An 18623-nucleotide genomic window follows, 5' to 3' on the forward strand; every position below is an offset into this window, starting at 1 on the left:
AGGCGTTGTAACTGACGTCCGGGTATTGCGAGGTGACGTGTCCTTCAGGGCACGTCAGCGGCGCCAGTGCCCAACAACGGACAGACCTGTCCCGCCCGCTCGGCCAACAGACTGCGCAGCGCGTGCATCTGCGCGATGCGCTCGTCCAGCATCGCGATTTTCTTGGCGAATAATCCTCTCAGCACGTCGCTGGAGACCTGCTCGCTGCTCCACAGCAACGGCAGGTTTTCGCCAATCTCCTTCAGCGAAAACCCCAGCTGTTGCGCCAGCTTGATATACCCCACCAGCTGCAGGGTCTCGTCCGGGTAGTGCCGATAGCCGTTGGCACTGCGCTGCGGTTTGATCAAGCCTTTCTCTTCGTAAAAACGCAAGGCGTCCACGGACACCCCCGCACGCACTGCCACTTCGCCTATTTTCATGACTCTCAATGCTCACGTTGACTCTGGACCCAGGACCAGGCTTTAGCCTGCGGGCTCAACTGTGAGGGAAGATCATGATCAGCGCAAAGACCAACAAACGCATCGTCAGAAGCAGCGCCTTTTACGATTTGATAATGACGACGGGGTTCATGACGCCCTGGACCGCCGCGTGGGTGTTCAGCACCTTTTCCGAGCTGTCGGCCGCTTTGGCACTGGAGCGGCCGGTGCCCGTGCTGGACGTCAGCGGCATGCTGTTCGCCAATTTGCTCGGCAGCGTGGTGGTGGTCTGGTCGCTTTGGCGCCTGGCGCAACCGAGCCGTCGCGTGGGGTTATACGACGCACTGGCGCGAACGCTGTTCGCGACGTGGCAGCTTTATGCGGTCGCCCACAGTGCGAGTTTTCTGATTCTCGGGTTTACGGTGTTCGAGGGGGTGTTTGCCGTTGCGCAGGTCTGGCCGATCCGGCATTCAGGACAAGGCAGCCAGAGGGAGAAACAGGCGCCAGCGTCGTCCGGTGTGCGGTAAACGCAATAGCTGTGTCCTCAAACCAGGCGCGGCGCCGACCTGCACGTAGCGCTCAACCGAACTGCAGCAGCGCCGCATCAATGAATCGGCGCAGCTTGGCCGTTCGCTGTCGGCTGCCGGTGTAGAGCATATGCATGGCCCGGCTCGGCGCCTCATAGTCGGGCAACACTCGCACCAGCGCGCCGCTGCGTACCGCGGACTCGAGGAAATCCCAAGGTCCGAGCACAATGCCGAAACCGTCCAGCGCCGCAGAGAGCAGCGCCCGGACCTCATTGACCCTCAATCGACTGGCCACCTGAACCCGTTCCACCGTTGACCCTTGGCAGAAAACCCACTCGCGGTCAGTCGGCCGCGACCACCAGGCGTACCCCAGGCACTCATGCTGGTTCAGGTCCTGGGGACGTTGCGGCACGCCGCGTTCGGTCAGGTAGCCAGGCGCGGCGCAAGCGACCAGTTGATAAGGCGCCAGCGGCCGGGCGGTCAGGCTGGAGACGTCCAGCGGGCCGATCCTGAACGCGATATCGACCCCCTCCTCCATCAGATCAACCAAGCGATCAGTCAATTGCAGATCGATTTCAATCTCGGGATGCTGCCGGAGAAAATCCGTCACGAAGGGCATGAGGCGAGAGGAGCCAAAGGTAGTGGGGGCGCTGATTTTCAGCTTGCCGCGCGGGGTGTCGTTCATCATCTCTCCAAGGGAATCCGCCGCCTTCGCTTCACTCAGGATGTGTTTGCAGCGTTCCAGATACGCCTGGCCCAGATCGGTCAGGCTCTGGCGCCGCGTGGTGCGGTTCAGCAGTCGTGCGCCGAGTCGATGCTCGATCGCAGCGACATGCTTGGCGACCATTTGCGGCGACAACCCCAGGCGCTCGGCCGCTTTGGCGTAGGAGCCGCATTCCGCCGCCGTGACGAACGCTTCCATGCTGCTGAGACGATCCATGATTCAACACTCCGGGTGGGGAGACTAAGTGCCTGATGATTATTTATCTGCGGCTGGTTCGCAATCATCATGACCGCTTCCAGCCCACCACAGGAGTCATCACATGCGCATCGGCATCATCGGGGCAGGCTTTATCGGCCAGGCAGTGGCGCAACGGGTCATCGCCGCAGGTCATGAAGTCATGCTCAGCAACTCACGTGGCCCACAGACCCTGAACGACCTGCTCGTCCAGATACCCGGCGTCCAGATCGGCACGATTGAGGACGCTGCTGCCTTTGGCGATGTGGTCCTGGTCGCCATTCCCTTAAAGCACTACCCCACCCTTTCAGCTAAATGGCTTGCCGGTAAAACGGTGCTGGATGCCAACAATTACTACCCCGAACGGGACGGCTCGTTCCCGGCGCTCGACAGGTGTGAGACCACCACCAGCAGGCTGCTCGCCGAGCATTTGCCTGGCGCCAGCGTGGTCAAGGTGTTCAATGCGATCCTGGCGGACGACCTCCTCCGCGATGCTCGGCCGGGTGGGGCGAACGACCGGCGCGCACTGCCGGTGGCCGCCGATGACCCTGCGGCGAAAGCGCTGGCCATACAGCTGCTGGACGAGGTGGGATTCGACGCGGTCGACGCCGGCAATCTGGATGAAAGCTGGCGGTTTGAACGGGCCAAACCGGCGTACTGCATTCCGTTGAACCGGGAGGCGCTGAAAGTTGCGCTGGCCAAGGCTGAAAGGCACGTGGAATTGCCCCATGGCTCGTGGCGCCACTGAATGGCGTCATCCCGCAAGGGACCTCCAGCCAGCGCCACCTTCCGGTAACATGCGTGCCTGCACATGCCGTTCGTATTGCCTCGGGAAGGAACTTGATGATCGATCTCTCAGTATTGCTGCTTTTTGCTGGCGCCTGCCTGGCGCTTACGCTGACACCGGGCCCGGACATGCTGTTGATTGCATCGCGGAGCATGAGTCAGGGCAGAGCATCCGGTTTCGTTTCACTGGCGGGTATTCAGGTGGGCACCTATTGTCACGCGCTGGCTGCCGCACTCGGACTGTCGCAATTGTTGATCAATGTCCCCGCTGCCTACGACGCGGTGCGGTTCGCGGGGGCTGCCTATCTGGTTTTTCTCGCCTGGAAAGCGTTCAGCGCCCCATCGCCGCTGCGTGCAGATGCGGACCTCGCAGCCACGCCCCTTCTGGGTATCTTTCGGCAGGGAGTCGTGACCAATCTGCTCAACCCAAAAATGGCACTGTTCGTGTTGGCGTTGTTTCCGCAGTTCGTTGATCCGACGAAAGCTTCGCTGGTCGCGCAGATGCTGATATTCGCCACGGTTCTGAACGTCATCGGGTTGCTGGTGAACGGCGCAGTGATACTCCTCGCCAGTAAAATCGGGCACACGCTGGCGACCAATGCCCGCATTGCCAAGCGCCTTAATCAGCTATTGGGTGCGGTCTTTCTGGGATTGGCCTGTCGGCTGGCACTGGTTCCGGGAAGATAAGCTGGCGATCGCCAGCGCAGAAAATCTCACCGCCCATTCCGCTGAATAAGGAGCCTCACCATGGCTGTCATCACCGACTATTCGGACACGCTTCATCGCCAGGCCGTGATCGAACTCTGGGACACCGTGTCCGGCTACGAAACCGCCCATAACACGCCCGGCCTCGCCATCGACAAAAAGCTGGCTGTATCGGACGGCCTCTTTTTTGTTGCCCTGACGAACACCGAGGTGGTGGGGACCGTTCTGGCCGGGTACGACGGTCATCGTGGATGGCTGTATGCAGTGGCGGTGCACCCCGCTCATCGCAGAAAAAGCGTAGGCATGCAGCTGGTTCGTCATGCAGAGCACGCCCTGACATTGCGGGGGTGCATGAAAATCAACCTGCAGATCGTCAGCACCAATGCAAGCGTCCAGGCGTTCTATGAGTCTATGGGTTACTCAACCGAACCGCGCATCAGCATGGGCAAGAAAATCGAATCGAACATCACCCATTGATGCGTCCGCCGCAGCGGCCTCCTTGCCCTGCCCCCGCTGTCTGCGCCCCTGATCAGGAGCGTATTACTTCGTTGCTTTATTGAGCCGGATGCGCCTTCAGCCAATTCTTCATCTGCGTAATTTCCGCCGCCTGCGCCGCCACAATCTTGCGCGCCAGCTCCAGCATCTCCGGATCCTTGCCGTATTTAAGCTCGATCTTCGCCATCTCCACCGCGCCTTCGTGGTGCGGCAGCATGCCGGCCGCAAACGCCACATCGGGGTCGTCGCTCATCATGCCGTGGTGCATGTCGTCTTTCATGGCGCCCATCGATTGCTGGTAAGCCTCATGCATCTGTTTGACGTTCTCCGTCTGGTCGGCCCTGACGGCGGTTACGGAAAGCAGAGCAATGACGCTGACAGCGGCGGCAATCTTTTTCATGACGAAGCATCCTGGATGAGGGAAGAGACGAAGCCGTCACGCTAGACCTTTCCATTGCGGCAAGGTCAAGCGCATTCTCGATTGCCGTTTAAAACACATCGTTCAATGCCCGAATGCATCCTTGAGCCGAAAACCCGGGTGTTCGTGGATTTTTTCTGGTCGAGCATTTTCGCACCACGATCGGCAACCGATTTCGAGGGGGCTGAGCCAGAGCCTGAGACCAATGGGCATGCTGGCGCGGATCTATAGGCAGCGGTTATGCGAAGGATTGTTTATCGGTCTTGGACGCTATTGCCGGATGGGAAGATGATTGCTCCACGCCTCACTACCCGACATCAGCAACATCAACTGGCAACCACTACCCGCACCAGGAGAAAACCATGACGCAGTCCCACGCCTACAACGACACCAGCCTCGCACTCACCGCCGAAATCCTCGACGCCAAACAGCGCAAGAACCTGTCCTTCCAGGACCTGACCGACGGCACCGGCCTGGGCCTGGCCTATGTCACCGCCGCGCTGCTGGGCCAGCACCCGCTGCCGGCCGATGCGGCGAAAGTGATTGGCGAGAAGCTTGAGCTGAATGACGACGCCGTCGCCCGTCTGCAGATCATTCCGCTGCGCGGCAGCCTTGGCGGCGTGCCTACCGACCCGACCATCTACCGCTTTTACGAGATGATCCAGATCTATGGCACCACCCTCAAAGCGCTGGTCCACGAACAATTCGGCGACGGCATCATCAGCGCGATCAACTTCAAACTGGACATGAAGAAAGTTGAGGACCCCGAAGGCGGCCATCGCGCGGTGATTACCCTGGACGGCAAGTTCCTCCCACTGCGCCCGTTCTAAGTTGCATCCGCGCTGAGAGGTGGACCCGCCGCAACGGCGGGCCCGCTTCAAGCACTAAAGGGCAGCGGTTGCACTCAGTGATCACAACGTACGTTTAATGACGGAGAGAGGAATACATGATGAAGGCACTCATCGACGGTCTTTTAAAGTTTCAGAAAGAAGTGTTTCCACAACGCACCGATCTGTTCAAGCACCTGGCGACGACCCAGCATCCCGGGACGCTGTTCATCACCTGTTCGGACAGCCGCGTGGTGCCGGAGCTGTTGACCCAGCAGGAACCCGGCGAGCTGTTCGTGATCCGCAACGCCGGCAACATCGTGCCGTCTTACAGCCCGCACCCGGGCGGCGTGTCGGCCACCGTTGAATACGCCGTCGCCGTGTTGGGCGTGACCGACATCGTGATTTGCGGCCATTCCGATTGCGGTGCGATGACGGCGGTCGCCAAGTGCACTTGCATGAATCACCTGCCCGCAGTGGCCGGCTGGCTGGAGCATGCGGCCTCGGCGAAGGTCATCCACGAGTCGCGGGTTCACATCAGCGAAGCGGCAAAGGTGGGTTCGATGGTGCGCGAAAACGTCATCGCGCAACTGGCCAATCTGCAAACCCACCCCAGCGTGCGCCTGGCCCAGGACAAAAATCTGTTGAATCTGCACGGCTGGGTCTACGACATCGAGACTGGCTCGATCGACGCCCTGGACGCCGATAACCGCAGCTTCAAGTCGTTGCTGGATCACCCTTCCACCTGCGCCGTGCAAGCTCGCCAGGCAAATGCCGCCGCATGAGGCGAGGCTGGACGTACACTCACCCGGTCTGTCCTTGCCCCTGGTAATCAATCCCATGCTGTTACGACACCTGCGTTACCTGTTGGCGGTCGCCGACCACGGAGGTTTCACCCGTGCAGCGGAGGTGCTGCATGTCTCGCAGCCGACGCTGTCGCAGCAGATCCGCCAGCTCGAAGAGAGCCTCGGGGTGAGCCTCTTCGACCGCACCTCTCGCACGGTCAAACCCACCGACGCAGGCCTGGCGTATATCGAATGCGCGCGGCGGGTGCTGGTGGAGCTGGCGGCGGGCAAGCGCGCGTTGCACGACGTCAAGGATCTGTCCCGGGGCAGCCTGCGCCTGGCCATGACCCCGACGTTCATGGCGTATCTGGTCGGCCCGCTGGTGCGTGACTACGCCGCGCGGTTCCCGAACATCCATCTGGACATTTTCGAGCTGTCCATGGGCGACATCGAGAGGGGGCTGGCCGATGATTCGCTGGACATCGCCATCGCGTTCGATCAGGTGCGCAACCCCGACATCGAGTGCATCCCGGCATTTGTCGAAACCCTGGGGTTGATGGTGGGCCGGGATCACCCCTTGTACCACTCACCGAGCCCGCTGACCGCCGCTCAGGTGGCGGACCTGGATTTCGCGCTGCTGACAGCGGACTTCGCAACCCGGACCTGCATCGACGGCTATTTCGCCCGCGCGGGCATCACGCCCAGGGTGGTGATCGAAGTCAACTCGGTAGCCACCCTGCTTGAGGTGATCCGCCACACGCCGGTGGCGACCCTTCTCCCCGAACCGATTGCCACGCGAGACCGCGGACTGCACACCCTCCCGCTGACCGACACGGCGCCCCAACGCGGCGCATCGCTCCTGCGCCGCAAGAACAACTACCACAGCGCAGCGTCGGTGGCGTTCATGGCGCTGGTGCTGGGGCGGATGGCTGATTAGCGCCAGACGCCCCTTGCCGGCCAAAGCCGGTCCTGGCGGCTATACGCGGTGCTTTTCGTAGGACCGGTTTTAGCCGGGAAGCGACCAGTGTGCATGTCATCCGTCTGTAGCGTAACGCCCAACGCGTTCCCGGCTAAAGCCAGTCCTACGAGGGTACGCGGGGCCGTAGCGCGGCAGTTGAAATCCCCAGAAAACCCTATTGCCAGGAGGCCATCGAAGCGCGCAGGGGCAGGCAGGAGCAATGGATGGAGAAGGAAATTCGCGGAGGCCACTGCTCCCGCGACGCCCGTAAAAGCTGTGTCCGAAAAGGTGGGATCAATGACATTGTGACCATCATCCAAGAGCCGCATCCTGTCTCACATCGGCACCGGCCAACCCCGGGGTGCCCCACCCGTAGTCGCTGCGTTGATCGATGAACGCGGGCCTCGACAGGCCCCGGCCATGCTCGGCTGCACCTTTAACCGTGAGGATTTCTGATGAGCATTTCTGACCAGCCCCTGGCCACGCCCTACACCGAACACTGGATTGCCCGCGAGGGCGGTCGGCTGTATGCGCGACACTACCCAGGCACCGGGCCGGCTTTTGTGTTGATGCACGGCTTTCCCGACAACCTGCACATCTACGACGGTCTGGTGCCTCACCTGACCCTCGCTGGCCGTAGCGTGGTGACCTTTGATTTTCTGGGCTTTGGTGCTTCGGACAAACACGACGGCACGGTTTACAGCTTCAGGCAGCAATTGGGCGATTTGCAGGCGGTGGTCGAGGGCCTGCAGCTGGGCAAAATCGTCCCGGTTGCCCACGATGCCGCAGGCCCTGCCGCGATCAATTTCGCGTTGGAGCATCCCGAGAACGTTCATGGCTTGTGCCTGCTAAACACGCTCTACGGCGCCACCCCCGCCGCGCGCCTGCCGGAACTGATCGAGCTGTTTGCCCAAACCACCCGCTGCCTCCCGGGGCGAACTGCTCCGCGCCCGGGATCAAATGGCCCAGCTCAACGCCAACGACGCCCGCGCTGCCGTCGCGACCTTCCGGGCGCTGGGCGGCGGTTGGGACGCAGGCGATGCGCAGCTGTCAGCAAACTAGAAGCTCAGCCCCGAACTGAACAAATACCCCATACCGGCCTGGCGAATCATTCCCGGTGCCGGAACCTTTGTCTTGCCGCCCGAGTCTTTTCTGGAAGCCGAATTGCATTCTGCCAGCATGCAGCGTAAAACGCTGGCCGCCGATACGTGCTGGATCAGCCGGCTGGCGCAGTCCCGGAGGGAGCATGGCGCACCTCCGACCTCAGGTCATAACGTTACGTTTGCAGGTGGAAACTTGAAGCATTTGACCCGGGAAGCCCTCGAGGCTGAAGTCATGCAGTTGCGGTCGGCGTTGAAGAAAAGTGAAGCCATGAGGCTGGACAGTCTGTGCACCGGCACACAACCGAACGATGTCGCCGGCTCGCTCGACCACACGGCCGAGCGCGCCGCCGAAGAGGTTGCCGAGCAAGCGATCGAAGACGCTCAGGTCCGCTACCGCCTCGCGGTCAAAGCCACCAACGATGCGATCTGGGACTGGGACCTCAAGGAAAACCATGTCCTGTGGAACGACGCCCTGGAACGGGTCTACGGGCATCCGATCGCCACTGTCGAAATGACCGGCGACTGGTGGATTGCGCAGATTCACCCCGATGACAGGCAGCGCATCGTCACCTCGATCCATGACGTGATCGACGGCGGGCAGACCGGCTGGAGTGAGGAGTATCGGTTTCGCCGGGTGGACGGCACCTACGCTCAGGTCCTCGACCGTGGCCACGTCATCCGCGACGTTCAAGGCAACGCGGTGCGCATGATCGGCGCCATGCTCGACCTCACGCCGATTCGTGACACCGAGGCTGCACTGCGGCAGAGCGAGGAGCGTTTCAGGACGATTCTGGAAACGGTCGAAGCCGCCTTTGCCATTGTTCAGGTCAAGTTCGATGCCAATGACTACCCGATCGACTATTGCTTCCTCGAAGCCAACCCGGCCTTCGAACGTGAGGCCGGGGTCAACCTGCGCGGTAAATGGGTCAGGGAGTTTGCCCCGGACCTGGAACAATTCTGGTTCGATACCTATGGACGGGTTGCCAAAACCCGCGTGCCGGCCACCTTCGAAAGCTACGCCAAAGCCTTCCAGCGCTGGTTTGACGTGCGCGCCGTCCCCGTTGGCGATCCCGCCGAATGTCAGATTGCGATCATCTTCAACGACGTGACGGGGCGGCGTGATGCCGAGGAGCGTCTGCGCCAGAGCGAAGCCATCGCCCGCGCGAACGTCGAGCGGGTGCAGCTGGCCCTGGCCGCCGGGGCCATTTTCGGCACCTGGCACTGGGACTTGCCCAGCAACAGTTTCACCGTCGATGAAGCGTTCGCCCGGGCCTTCGGCCTCGACCCGATGCTGGGTTACGAAGGCCTCAGCCTTGAGCAAGTGGTGGCGACCGTGCATCCGGAAGACCGGGCGGGCCTGATGACGGCAATCGACGAGGCCATCCGTCGCGGCGGCGCCTACGCCCATCAATACCGGGTCCGTCGGGCGGACGGCAAATACTACTGGATCGAGGCAAACGGGCGCGTCAACTTCAGCGAGGACGGTGTTCCCCTCAGCTTTCCGGGCGTGCTGATCGACGTCGAGGAGCGGCGTTCGGTCGAAGCCCAGCGCGACCTGGCAACCGCGGCCCTGCGTACCCTCAATGAGACCCTGGAACAGCGCGTGGCGGAACGCACCGCCGCGTTGATGCAGACCGAGGAAAAGCTGCGCCAGTCACAGAAAATGGAAGCCGTGGGGCAACTCACGGGCGGGCTTGCCCATGACTTTAATAACTTGCTCGCGGGCATCTCGGGCTCGCTGGAGTTGTTGAGTGCGCGGTTTGCTCAAGGTCGTCTGACGGATGTCGACCGCTACCTGACGACGGCCCAGGGCGCGACCAAACGGGCGGCTGCCCTGACCCACCGATTACTGGCGTTCTCCCGCCAGCAAACCCTGGATCCCCGGCCCACCGAGATCAACAGCCTTGTCGAGGGCATGACCGAGCTGATCCAGCGCACCGTGGGCCCCAGCATCAGCGTGCAGACCGTTGGCTCGCCGGACAGCTGCGTGGCACTGGTCGATGCGAGCCAGCTGGAAAATGCGTTGCTGAATCTGTGTATTAACTCGCGGGACGCCATGCAGGACGGCGGCAACATTACCATCGAAACCCGCTGTCAGTTCGTGGGAACAGCGGAAGCACCGCTGCTGGAGGTCCCCGAGGGCGAATACCTGACCCTCAGCGTGACCGACACCGGAACGGGCATGCCGGCCAACGTCGTGGCGAAGGCTTTCGACCCCTTCTTCACCACCAAACCCATCGGTCAGGGCACTGGCCTGGGCCTCTCGATGATTTATGGTTTCGCCAAGCAATCCGGGGGGCAGGTTCGTATCGCCTCGGTGGTCGGACAAGGGACCACGCTGTCCATCTACCTCCCCCGCTACCACGGAACGCCCAGCGTAAATGAGCTGTACGAACCAGATGCCGCGGCCTCGACAGCGGGCATCGGCGAAACAATTCTGGTCGTCGATGATGAACCCACGGTGCGCATGCTGGTGACCGAGGTCCTGGCTGAACTCGGCTACACCCTCATGGAAGCGACGGACAGCGCCAGTGGCCTGAATCTGCTTCGGTCGGATGTGCGGATCGACATGCTCGTCACCGATGTAGGCCTGCCCGGCGGCATGAACGGACGCCAGATGGCAGACGCTGCGCGCCTGGTGCGTCCGGGCCTGCGGACATTGTTCATCACCGGCTACGCGGAGGGGGCGGCGATCGGTGCCGGCCAGCTCGAGCCTGGCATGCATGTGCTCATCAAGCCTTTCGGCATCGAGACACTGGCCGCCCGCGTGCGTGAACTCATGAACACGCCGATCTGATAGGCCGATCTGATAGTCAGCCCGGCGGCATGGCCCGATCAGGCTGACGCGGACCTTTGGGCCACACCTCACGGCTTTTCCGAAAAGCCAGCGCCTCCCCCGGGTGACATTTGAAGCCTGATGAGCATGGGGCGGCGATGTTTCGCGTGCAAACATTGACAGTCTGCTGAAACGCTCGCTATACCTACAGCGTTGTACGACGACAGACGATCACAATCGATAACCCCAATAATAAAAAAGTGATGCCATGATCCCGAACGATTCTACCCACCCCTAAAGCATTACCCAGGCGGCCACCCGGTCCGTCGGCAAATACCGCTGGACGATCTGCGCGCTGCTGTTTTTCGCCACCACAGTCAACTACCTGGACCGTCAGGTGCTCAGCCTGCTGGCACCGGAGCTGTCCACGACGTTTGGCTGGAGCAACACCGACTATGCCAACATCGCTTCGGTGTTTCAGTTCGTCTATGCGATCTCGATGATTTTCGCCGGGCGTCTGGTCGACAGGATAGGCACCAAAACCGCGTTCGTGGTGGCCATCAGTGTCTGGTCCACCGGCGCGGTCATGCACGCGTTTGCAGTGCCGCTGGGACAAGGCATTGGCGCGATCACCACCGCCCTGGGATTCGCCGCCATTCCGGTGTCCATTGCCGGTTTCATGCTGTCACGGGCCGTGCTGGCGGTTGGCGAGGCCGGTAACTTTCCGATTGCGATCAAGGCGGTCGCCGAATACTTCCCGAAAAAAGAGCGCTCGTTCGCCACCGGCATCTTCAACTCCGGCGCCAACGTAGGCGCGATCACGGCGCCCATTTGCGTGCCACTGATCGCCGCATTCTGGGGCTGGGAATCGGCGTTCATCGTGGTCGGCCTGCTGGGTTTTGTCTGGCTGGGCGTGTGGATGGCGCTGTACGAAAAGCCGGATCAGCAAAAACGCCTGACGCCCGAGGAACTGGCCTATATCCGTAGCGACGAGGTCGAGCACGTCAAGGCGGCCCCGCTGCCGGGCGCGCCTGCGGCCAAGGTTTCCTGGTTCAAATTGCTCACCTATCGCCAGACGTGGGCGTTTGCCTTCGGCAAGTTCATGACCGACGGCGTGTGGTGGTTTTTTCTGTTCTGGCTGCCGACCTACCTATCGGCGCAGTACGGGATGAAAGGCCAGGCCATCGTGCTTCCGCTGTTCGTGCTGTACAGCATGACCATGGTCGGCAGCATTGGCGGCGGCTGGTTCCCGAGCTACTTCATGGCTCGCGGTGACAAGCCTTATGACGGCCGGATGAAGGCCATGCTGGTGATCGCGCTGTTCCCGCTGGTGGTGCTGTTGGCGCAACCGTTCGGCTATATCAGCTTTTGGGTGCCCGTCCTGTTGATCGGCATCGGCGCGTCCGCCCACCAGGCGTGGTCCTGCAACATCTTCACCACCGTCTCCGACATGTTTCCGCAGAAAACCGTGGCGTCGGTGGTCGGCATCGGTGGCATGGCGGGCGGCCTGGGCGGCGTGGTCATGACCAAGATCGGCGGCTGGGTGTTCGACTACTACAAGTCGATCAACGACATCCACACCGGCTACATGATCATGTTCGCGATCTGCGCCCTCGCCTACCTGGTGGCGTGGAGTGTGATGAAGACGCTGGTACCGCGCCACAAAGAGATCACTGACCTTTAACCAGTCAGACGAAGCCAGGCCCCCGCATAAACCTGGGCTGAGGCAACAATGTGGGACCGGCTTCAGCCGGGAAGGCGTCAGGGGACACTCTGCAAAAATGCGGGCGATCGCACTGGCCTCTTCCCGGCTGAAGCCGGTCCTACGAAACCGCGTGCCGTCAGTGAGATTGAGCGTGAACTCGACTGTGGGACCGGCTTTAGCCGGGAAGGCGTCAGGGGACACTCTGCAAAAATGATGGCTCTTGCACTGGCCTCTTCCCGGCTGGAGCCGGTCCCACTAAGACACCGAGTGCGGTCAGTGAGATTGAGCGGGAACTCGACTGTGGGACCGGCTTTAGCCGGGAAGGCGTCAGACGTCACACCGCAACAGTGATGGCGCCTGCACTGGCCTATTCCCGGCTGAAGCCGGTCCTACGAAACCGCGTGGGGCCAGCGAGATTGAGCGTGAACCCGACTGTGGGACTGGATTCAGCCGGGAAGGCGTCAGGGGCCACGCTGCAAAAATGATGGCTCTTGCACTGGCCTCTTCCCGGCTGAAGCCGGTCCCACTAAGACACCGAGTGCGGTCAGTGAGATTGAGCGTGAACTCGACTGTGGGACCGGCTTTAGCCGGGAAGGCGTCAGGCGCCACACCGCAAAAGTGAGGGCGCTTGCACTGGCCTCTTCCCGGCTGAAGCCGGTCCCACTGAAAGACCGCGTGCGGTCAGTGAGATGCTGACGATCAGGCGCCTCTGTCACCTCGACTGGCCGCCAGCATTCAGCAAGTAAAACCAGAATCTGCCAAGACGGGCCCCGGAGATCAATCTAACCAATCGGGGTTTCATTCACCTCGTCGTCAGCCGCAGCCTCAGGTTCCGGTAACGCTGTGAAGTCGACCAGGAGCGGCGCGGTGACGGCCTCATCGGCCCGTTCGGCAGCGCCGTCCCGTCGCGATTCAGCCAGCAGGTCGTTCAGCGCCACGTGCAGCTTCTGCAACGCCCCTTCCTTATCCACCCACCAGTCGGTGGACCACAGCCGCAGCAGGTTCCAGCCCAGGCCGGTGAGAATCGCCCCGCGCACTTTGTCCCGGTCCCGGGCGGTGGCAGCGCTGTGGTACGTGGCACCGTCGCATTCAACACCCGCCAGGTAATCGCCCGGGCGGTCCGGGTGAACGATGCCCAGATCGATGCGGAAACGTGACACGCCGATCTGCGGAACGACCTGCCACCCCAGACGCCTCAGCCCTTGGGCCACGGCTTCTTCGAACGGCGAGTCGTAACCGCCCACCGAGCCTTGAACCGCCTCGGCCAGCGCTTTCGGACCACGCTGAGCAAACTCGATGAAGTGCTTCAGATCGCGCACGGCCCGCGCGTTGGTGCGGTTGAGGTCGATCATCGACGGATCGAACGAGGTGAACACCAGCATTTCCCGGCGGGACCGGGTGATGGCGACGTTGAGCCGGCGCCATCCGCCGTCCTTGTTGAGCGGCCCGAAGTTCATCGACATCACCGGCGCACCCGCTTCGGTGGGGCCATAACCAATGCCGAGCATGATCAGGTCACGCTCGTCGCCCTGGACGGTTTCCAGATTCTTTACCACCACCGGCTCGGTCTGGGTGTCCTGGAAGAACGGCTCGATCTGCGGGTATTGCTTGCGGGCCGCGTCCAGCAGGTCGTTGATCAGTTTCTGCTGGTCGGAGTTGAGGGTGATGATGCCGATGGAATACCCCGCCGCCACAAACGCAGGGTCGGTGAGGCGCTTGACGGTTTCATCGACGATGGCCTGGGCTTCGGCCTGGTTGTAACGCCCCTTGCCCTTGGCGTACACGCCCTCGACCTTGCGCCACTCGACGGCGCTGGCGCGGGTTTCCGCGGCCGGGAAAGTGATCAGGTTGCTGTCGTAGTAACGGTGATTGGAGAAGGCAATCAGGCTTTCATGGCGACTGCGGTAGTGCCAGCTCAGACTGTGGCTCGGCACCCCTGCCCCCAGGCATTCGTCGAGGATGCTTTCCATGTCTTCGGCGGTGTCGTCATCGCCGGCATTCGGGCCACGGTTGAAGAAGTTGGTCGGCGGCATCTGCCGCGGATCACCGGCGATAATCACCTGCTTGCCCCGGGCAATCGAACCGATGGCGTCCCACGGCGCGATTTGCGACGCCTCATCGAAGATCACCAGATCGAACGGCGGCTGGTCGGCGGGCAGGAACTGCGCGATCGACAAAGGGCTCATGAGCATGCACGGGGCCAGACGATTCAGCGCATCGCCCATCTCGATCGCCAGCTGCCGGACCGGTTTGTGCCGGCGCGACTTCTGCAATTCGTGCTTGAGAATGGCGAAGCCGCTGCTTTTCGGGATGTCGTTTTTGGACGGAATCAGACCGCAGAGTTTGGCGCGGATATAGCGCACGGTCAGTTTCGCCAGCTCGTCGTCCAGACGCACGAAGGCGCCGATGTCGCTCATGTGCTCGGCCGCCACGAAATTGCGCAGCAAGGGTTCGCCGTCGATGCCCTGGGTCGCGAACCAGTGGGCATAAGCCGTGACGAAGGTGCCCTCTGCAGCGGACGGCAACAGGCTGCCGGTTTCCAGTGCCTGAGCCAGAGTGGCCAGGCCGGCCTCAGTTGCCTGTTGGCGCACCCGGCACCAGTCGCACCACGCCTTGAGCTGCTCTTCGTGCTGCTGGATGGCGAGTGACGTGGTCCGAAGAACGGCCACGCTCGGGTGAGTCTCGGTGGCCGTGCCGGCCAGGCCGGCGAACGACCGCGCCGCTTCCTCAAAGCGCGACAGCGCCTGCTGCAACGTCAAGCAGGCGGAAGCGATTTGGCCGCTCGGCGCCAACATGTCGTTCGCCTCGATCACCAGACGCGCCACGGCGCCGCGCAAGGCAACCAAGTGCTCGGGTGATTCCGCCAGCCCGATCAGCATGCCGCGCAGACGCTCGGCCAAGGTCACGGCCTGCAGCGTTCGCACCGGGTCGCTGGTCATGCCTTTCCAGCCGGGCATCGATTGCATGTCGCTGGCCAACCCATCCAGCTCCACGAGATGAGTCTGCAGGCGTTCAAAAATGGCGAGGTCGCCCAAGGTGTCCGGCAGCCCCGCCGCGCCACCCAGGGCGGCGAGCTTCTTCGCCACCTTTTTCTTGGCGAGCGTCGCCAGAAACCAGAACTTGCCCTCGGCTTCGTGCCACTCGTTGCGCAGTTGCGTGACCGGCACACGACGGCACGCTTCATCGGCGTAATCCAGGGACAGGGTTTCTTCAAGCTCCCGATAACTCTCGATCAATTGGCAACTGCGCCGGGCTGCTTCGATGCGCGCGGCAGCATCGGGTGCAAAGGCAAATGACAGGTTCAGCCCGTGGGATTCAAGGATCAGGGCGGCCAGCTCATGCAGCTGCTGGACCTGCTCCACTTCAGCGACCGGCAACGGCACGTGGGTCAGACCCAGGAGCCGCTCGCTGGCGGCGTTCAACTGATCAAGGGCTTGGAGAATCTCGCGGGCAACACTGGCGATCTGAGCCTGCCAGGCGTTCGACCATTGCGTCTGCGCCAGGGCGCCGAACTTGCCTGACAGGTCGCGGGCGGCGCTGCCGTTGAGTCCCAGGCGACGGGCGAGATCCAGCAACCCGGCGTACTCGGTTCCATCGTGTTCCGTGCCCGTTTCCCAGCTCATTCTTGGCGTCTGAGCGCTGTGGTCGCGAACCACCCGACCGATGGACTGATGCAAGGTCAGGCCGTTATCCCAGCGTCGGTGCAGCACGTCGACCAGTTGGTTGAGCCGTGAGCGCAGGGTCTGCAACCGGGCGGCTTCACGTTCCCATTCTTCGGCGCTCAGGGCCTCACTCACGTCCCAGGCGCGGTCCAGTTGCTTGAGCACTTCAACCTTGGACGCCTTGCTGGAATGCAGCTCCAGACAGAATTCGCCAAGGCCCTTCTCGGCCAGGCGACGAAACACCACGTCAAGGGCGGCGCGTTTCTCTGCCACGAACAGCACACGCCGGCCGAGGGCCAGGTTGTGGGCGATCATGTTGGCGATGGTCTGGGATTTGCCGGTGCCGGGTGGCCCGTCCATGACGAAGCTGTGGGTGTTGGCCGACGCCACCACCGCGGCCACTTGCGACGAGTCGGCCGGCAAGGGGGCGAACAGCTGCGCCGGCGTGACGGTCGCATCCAGACGCTCGGGGCGGGGAAATTCGGCCGAACCGGAAAAGCCTTCACCCGCTGCGTCGGGGTCCAGCAGATGCTTGACCAGAGGGCTTTGCAGCAGCCGCGCCGCGTTGGCGTTCAGGTCTTTCCACATCAGGTATTTGGCAAACGAGAAGGTGCCCAGCACCAGCTCGGTGCTGACCTCGAAGCCGGGTACATCGCGCACCCCCCGGCGCACGCTGTTCCAGATCCCGGCCACATCAATGCCGCTGCCATCGCTGGGCAGCTCACCGTCCAGCCCGGGAATCACCAGCTCGAAGTCGTGGCGCAGCAGCTCAAGCAAAGTCAGGTTGAAGCGCGGTTCCTCGTCGAGCAGGCTCAGGGTGACGCCGGACAAGGCGCTTTTACGCTCAAGCTTGACCGGCAGCAAAATTAACGGCGCGGAATAGGTTTTCGGGTCGTCGGCGCTTTTTTTCCACTTGAGGAAGCCGATGGCCAGAAACAGTGTGTTGGCCCCGCCTTCCTCGATATCACTGCGGGCCTTGCGGAACAGGTCGATCAGCGTGGCTTCCAGCTTGACCTTCTCCAGACTGGCCAGGACTTCGCCGCGCGCCAGCGCCTGACGGGCCACCTCGTCGACCAGGCTTTCGTTGTTCTGCTGTTCATACAGGGCCTCATCGCGGCCGCTGCTTTTCAAATCGGGGACGGCCACCACGCGAATGCGCTGGCCGCTGGAGAGCAGGTCTTCAAGGGCCGCCGGATCGGGGCATAGCAGACGCACGCCCTTGGCGCTGTCAGGCAAATGCAGCAGACGATTCCGGGTGGTCAGATCGAGCAGTTTGCGTTGCCACAGGGTAAGTTTTCCGGCCGGCCCCGAGGCGTCTTCATTGATCTCGACATCGAACCCCGGCAGCGACGGCGCTTCTTCCAGCCCTTCCGCCACGGGCGGTGCTTCCTCGGCGCCATCGACTGGAACAACCGCTGACACCAGTGCCATCGGACGAATCTTCTGCATCCGGGCGCGGTGCACGTCGATGGCCATGATGAACTGCTCATCGTCGAGTTCCCGCTCGGCGGCGGCCACCGCCCGGGAAAAACTCGGCGCGGGTGCCTGGGTCGCGAGGGTCGTCTCGAACACCAGCATTTCTTTCAGGTCGAGACGCTTGCGCACCGCCGACGCTTCATCGGTCAGCAACTGGGAAAATTCCTGAGGCTGCAACCAGACGCCGGCGAATGCGTGACCCTTGGTCATGACCAGCAACGCATTCAACCCGGCCTGCTCCAGCGCTGCCGCGAACAGCAACGCGGTGTCGAGGCAGGTCGCGACGCCGTTTTCCAGCACCACGCTCGGTGGCCTGATCTTCTGGCCCTGCTGCTCGAAACTGGCGGGTGGCAACGCATAGCTCAGTTGAAAGCTGCACACCCCCGACCAGATGGCGGAAGCCAGTTCCCAAGTGCGCGTGCGAGATTTGCTTTCGTAGCCGTCGATGCCGTCTTTCTTGCCTGCACGACGCAGGACTTGCGAGGCGGCTTTGAGCACCCGGTCCACTGCGGGGTCATTGGGCATGCAGAACGCGGCGAGCAATTCCGGCATCGCGCTCAGACCGCCCCATTCGGGGCGGGCCAGCAGCTCGGTGGGGAAGCGCTGTTCGACAAGCACCGTTTCGCCCCGGGACACGCGCATCACCACGTCGGCGTTCAGGCTTTCGGTCAGACCGGACAGGTAACCGGCGTTCAGCTTGATGTCGCGATCAGGGATGCTGAGGCGATCACCGGGATGGATGCGGTCAATATTCCAGCTTCGGCTTTCAACGAACTCCGGGTCGGTGCTCAGCGTCAGCACCAGGTCTTCGAGGGGGGTTTCTTCCTGGTTCCAGAGGCTCAATTCGCGCACGAGGGGAACGGCATTCTGGTGGGAGGCGAAGCCGATCTTGCGGGCGATCAGCGCGTCAATCTTGATGTTCATTCACAGGATCCTGAAGCTACGAGCGCTGGCCCCATGAGGGGCGCGCCAAATGGCGCCTATAGTCCATGAGTAATCGACGCTTGTGAATGTGTTTATCGGTCA

14 protein-coding genes are annotated in these 18623 nt (G+C 62.2%); 10 read left to right on the forward strand and 4 right to left on the reverse strand.

What is annotated here, in order from left to right; all coding sequences use genetic code 11:
- Positions 1–44: 44 nt before the first annotated feature.
- Positions 45–419, reverse strand: coding sequence for a MerR family transcriptional regulator (locus IFT47_RS07525; RefSeq protein WP_192172539.1), 375 nt, complete (start codon positions 417–419; stop codon positions 45–47).
- A 74-nt stretch (positions 420–493) separates the two neighbouring features.
- Between IFT47_RS07525 and IFT47_RS07530 the strand changes: the two genes are divergently transcribed.
- Positions 494–943 (forward strand): hypothetical protein, encoded by a 450-nt coding sequence (locus tag IFT47_RS07530; RefSeq protein ID WP_192172538.1) that lies wholly within the window; start codon positions 494–496, stop codon positions 941–943.
- Between the two features lie 52 nt (positions 944–995).
- Here the strand turns inward: IFT47_RS07530 and IFT47_RS07535 are convergent, their stop codons facing one another.
- Positions 996–1883 (reverse strand): LysR family transcriptional regulator, encoded by an 888-nt coding sequence (locus tag IFT47_RS07535; RefSeq protein ID WP_192172537.1) that lies wholly within the window; start codon positions 1881–1883, stop codon positions 996–998.
- Positions 1884–1986: 103 nt separating this feature from the next.
- Between IFT47_RS07535 and IFT47_RS07540 the strand changes: the two genes are divergently transcribed.
- The 3 genes from IFT47_RS07540 (at position 1987) to IFT47_RS07550 (ending at position 3869) form a co-directional block, all read left to right on the forward strand.
- Positions 1987–2649 (forward strand): NADPH-dependent F420 reductase, encoded by a 663-nt coding sequence (locus IFT47_RS07540; protein ID WP_192172536.1) that lies wholly within the window; start codon positions 1987–1989, stop codon positions 2647–2649.
- Positions 2650–2744: 95 nt separating this feature from the next.
- Positions 2745–3374 carry a LysE family translocator gene (locus IFT47_RS07545; protein ID WP_192172638.1) on the forward strand — a complete coding sequence of 210 codons (630 nt, stop codon included), beginning with the start codon at positions 2745–2747 and terminating at the stop codon, positions 3372–3374.
- 60 nt (positions 3375–3434) lie between these two features.
- Positions 3435–3869, forward strand: coding sequence for a GNAT family acetyltransferase (locus IFT47_RS07550; protein ID WP_192172535.1), 435 nt, complete (start codon positions 3435–3437; stop codon positions 3867–3869).
- Positions 3870–3945: 76 nt separating this feature from the next.
- Here the strand turns inward: IFT47_RS07550 and copM are convergent, their stop codons facing one another.
- Complete coding sequence (copM, locus tag IFT47_RS07555) at positions 3946–4287, reverse strand: CopM family metallochaperone (RefSeq protein WP_192172534.1); 342 nt, start codon at positions 4285–4287, stop codon at positions 3946–3948.
- 380 nt (positions 4288–4667) lie between these two features.
- Here copM and cynS point away from each other — a divergent pair, with 380 nt between their 5' ends.
- The 6 genes from cynS to IFT47_RS07585 all read left to right on the forward strand — a co-directional run bounded on the left by cynS (position 4668) and on the right by IFT47_RS07585 (position 12438).
- Complete coding sequence (gene cynS / locus IFT47_RS07560; protein ID WP_192172533.1) at positions 4668–5135, forward strand: cyanase; 468 nt, start codon at positions 4668–4670, stop codon at positions 5133–5135.
- 119 nt (positions 5136–5254) lie between these two features.
- Positions 5255–5917, forward strand: coding sequence for a carbonic anhydrase (locus tag IFT47_RS07565; protein WP_192172637.1), 663 nt, complete (start codon positions 5255–5257; stop codon positions 5915–5917).
- A 55-nt stretch (positions 5918–5972) separates the two neighbouring features.
- Positions 5973–6854 (forward strand): transcriptional regulator CynR, encoded by an 882-nt coding sequence (gene cynR / locus IFT47_RS07570; RefSeq protein ID WP_192172532.1) that lies wholly within the window; start codon positions 5973–5975, stop codon positions 6852–6854.
- Between the two features lie 476 nt (positions 6855–7330).
- Complete coding sequence (locus IFT47_RS07575; RefSeq protein ID WP_192172531.1) at positions 7331–8065, forward strand: alpha/beta fold hydrolase; 735 nt, start codon at positions 7331–7333, stop codon at positions 8063–8065.
- A 145-nt stretch (positions 8066–8210) separates the two neighbouring features.
- Positions 8211–10775: a hybrid sensor histidine kinase/response regulator gene (locus tag IFT47_RS07580; RefSeq protein WP_244655925.1), complete on the forward strand. Its 2565-nt coding sequence runs from the start codon at positions 8211–8213 to the stop codon at positions 10773–10775.
- Between the two features lie 280 nt (positions 10776–11055).
- A complete protein-coding gene (locus tag IFT47_RS07585; RefSeq protein WP_192172635.1) occupies positions 11056–12438 on the forward strand; it encodes an MFS transporter in 1383 nt (460 codons plus the stop codon).
- Positions 12439–13241: 803 nt separating this feature from the next.
- Here IFT47_RS07585 and IFT47_RS07590 read toward each other — a convergent pair.
- A complete protein-coding gene (locus IFT47_RS07590; RefSeq protein WP_192172530.1) occupies positions 13242–18521 on the reverse strand; it encodes a DUF4011 domain-containing protein in 5280 nt (1759 codons plus the stop codon).
- Positions 18522–18623 lie beyond the last annotated feature (102 nt).

The sequence above is a fragment of the Pseudomonas sp. CFBP 13711 genome (assembly GCF_014842265.1).
Classification (GTDB): domain Bacteria; phylum Pseudomonadota; class Gammaproteobacteria; order Pseudomonadales; family Pseudomonadaceae; genus Aquipseudomonas.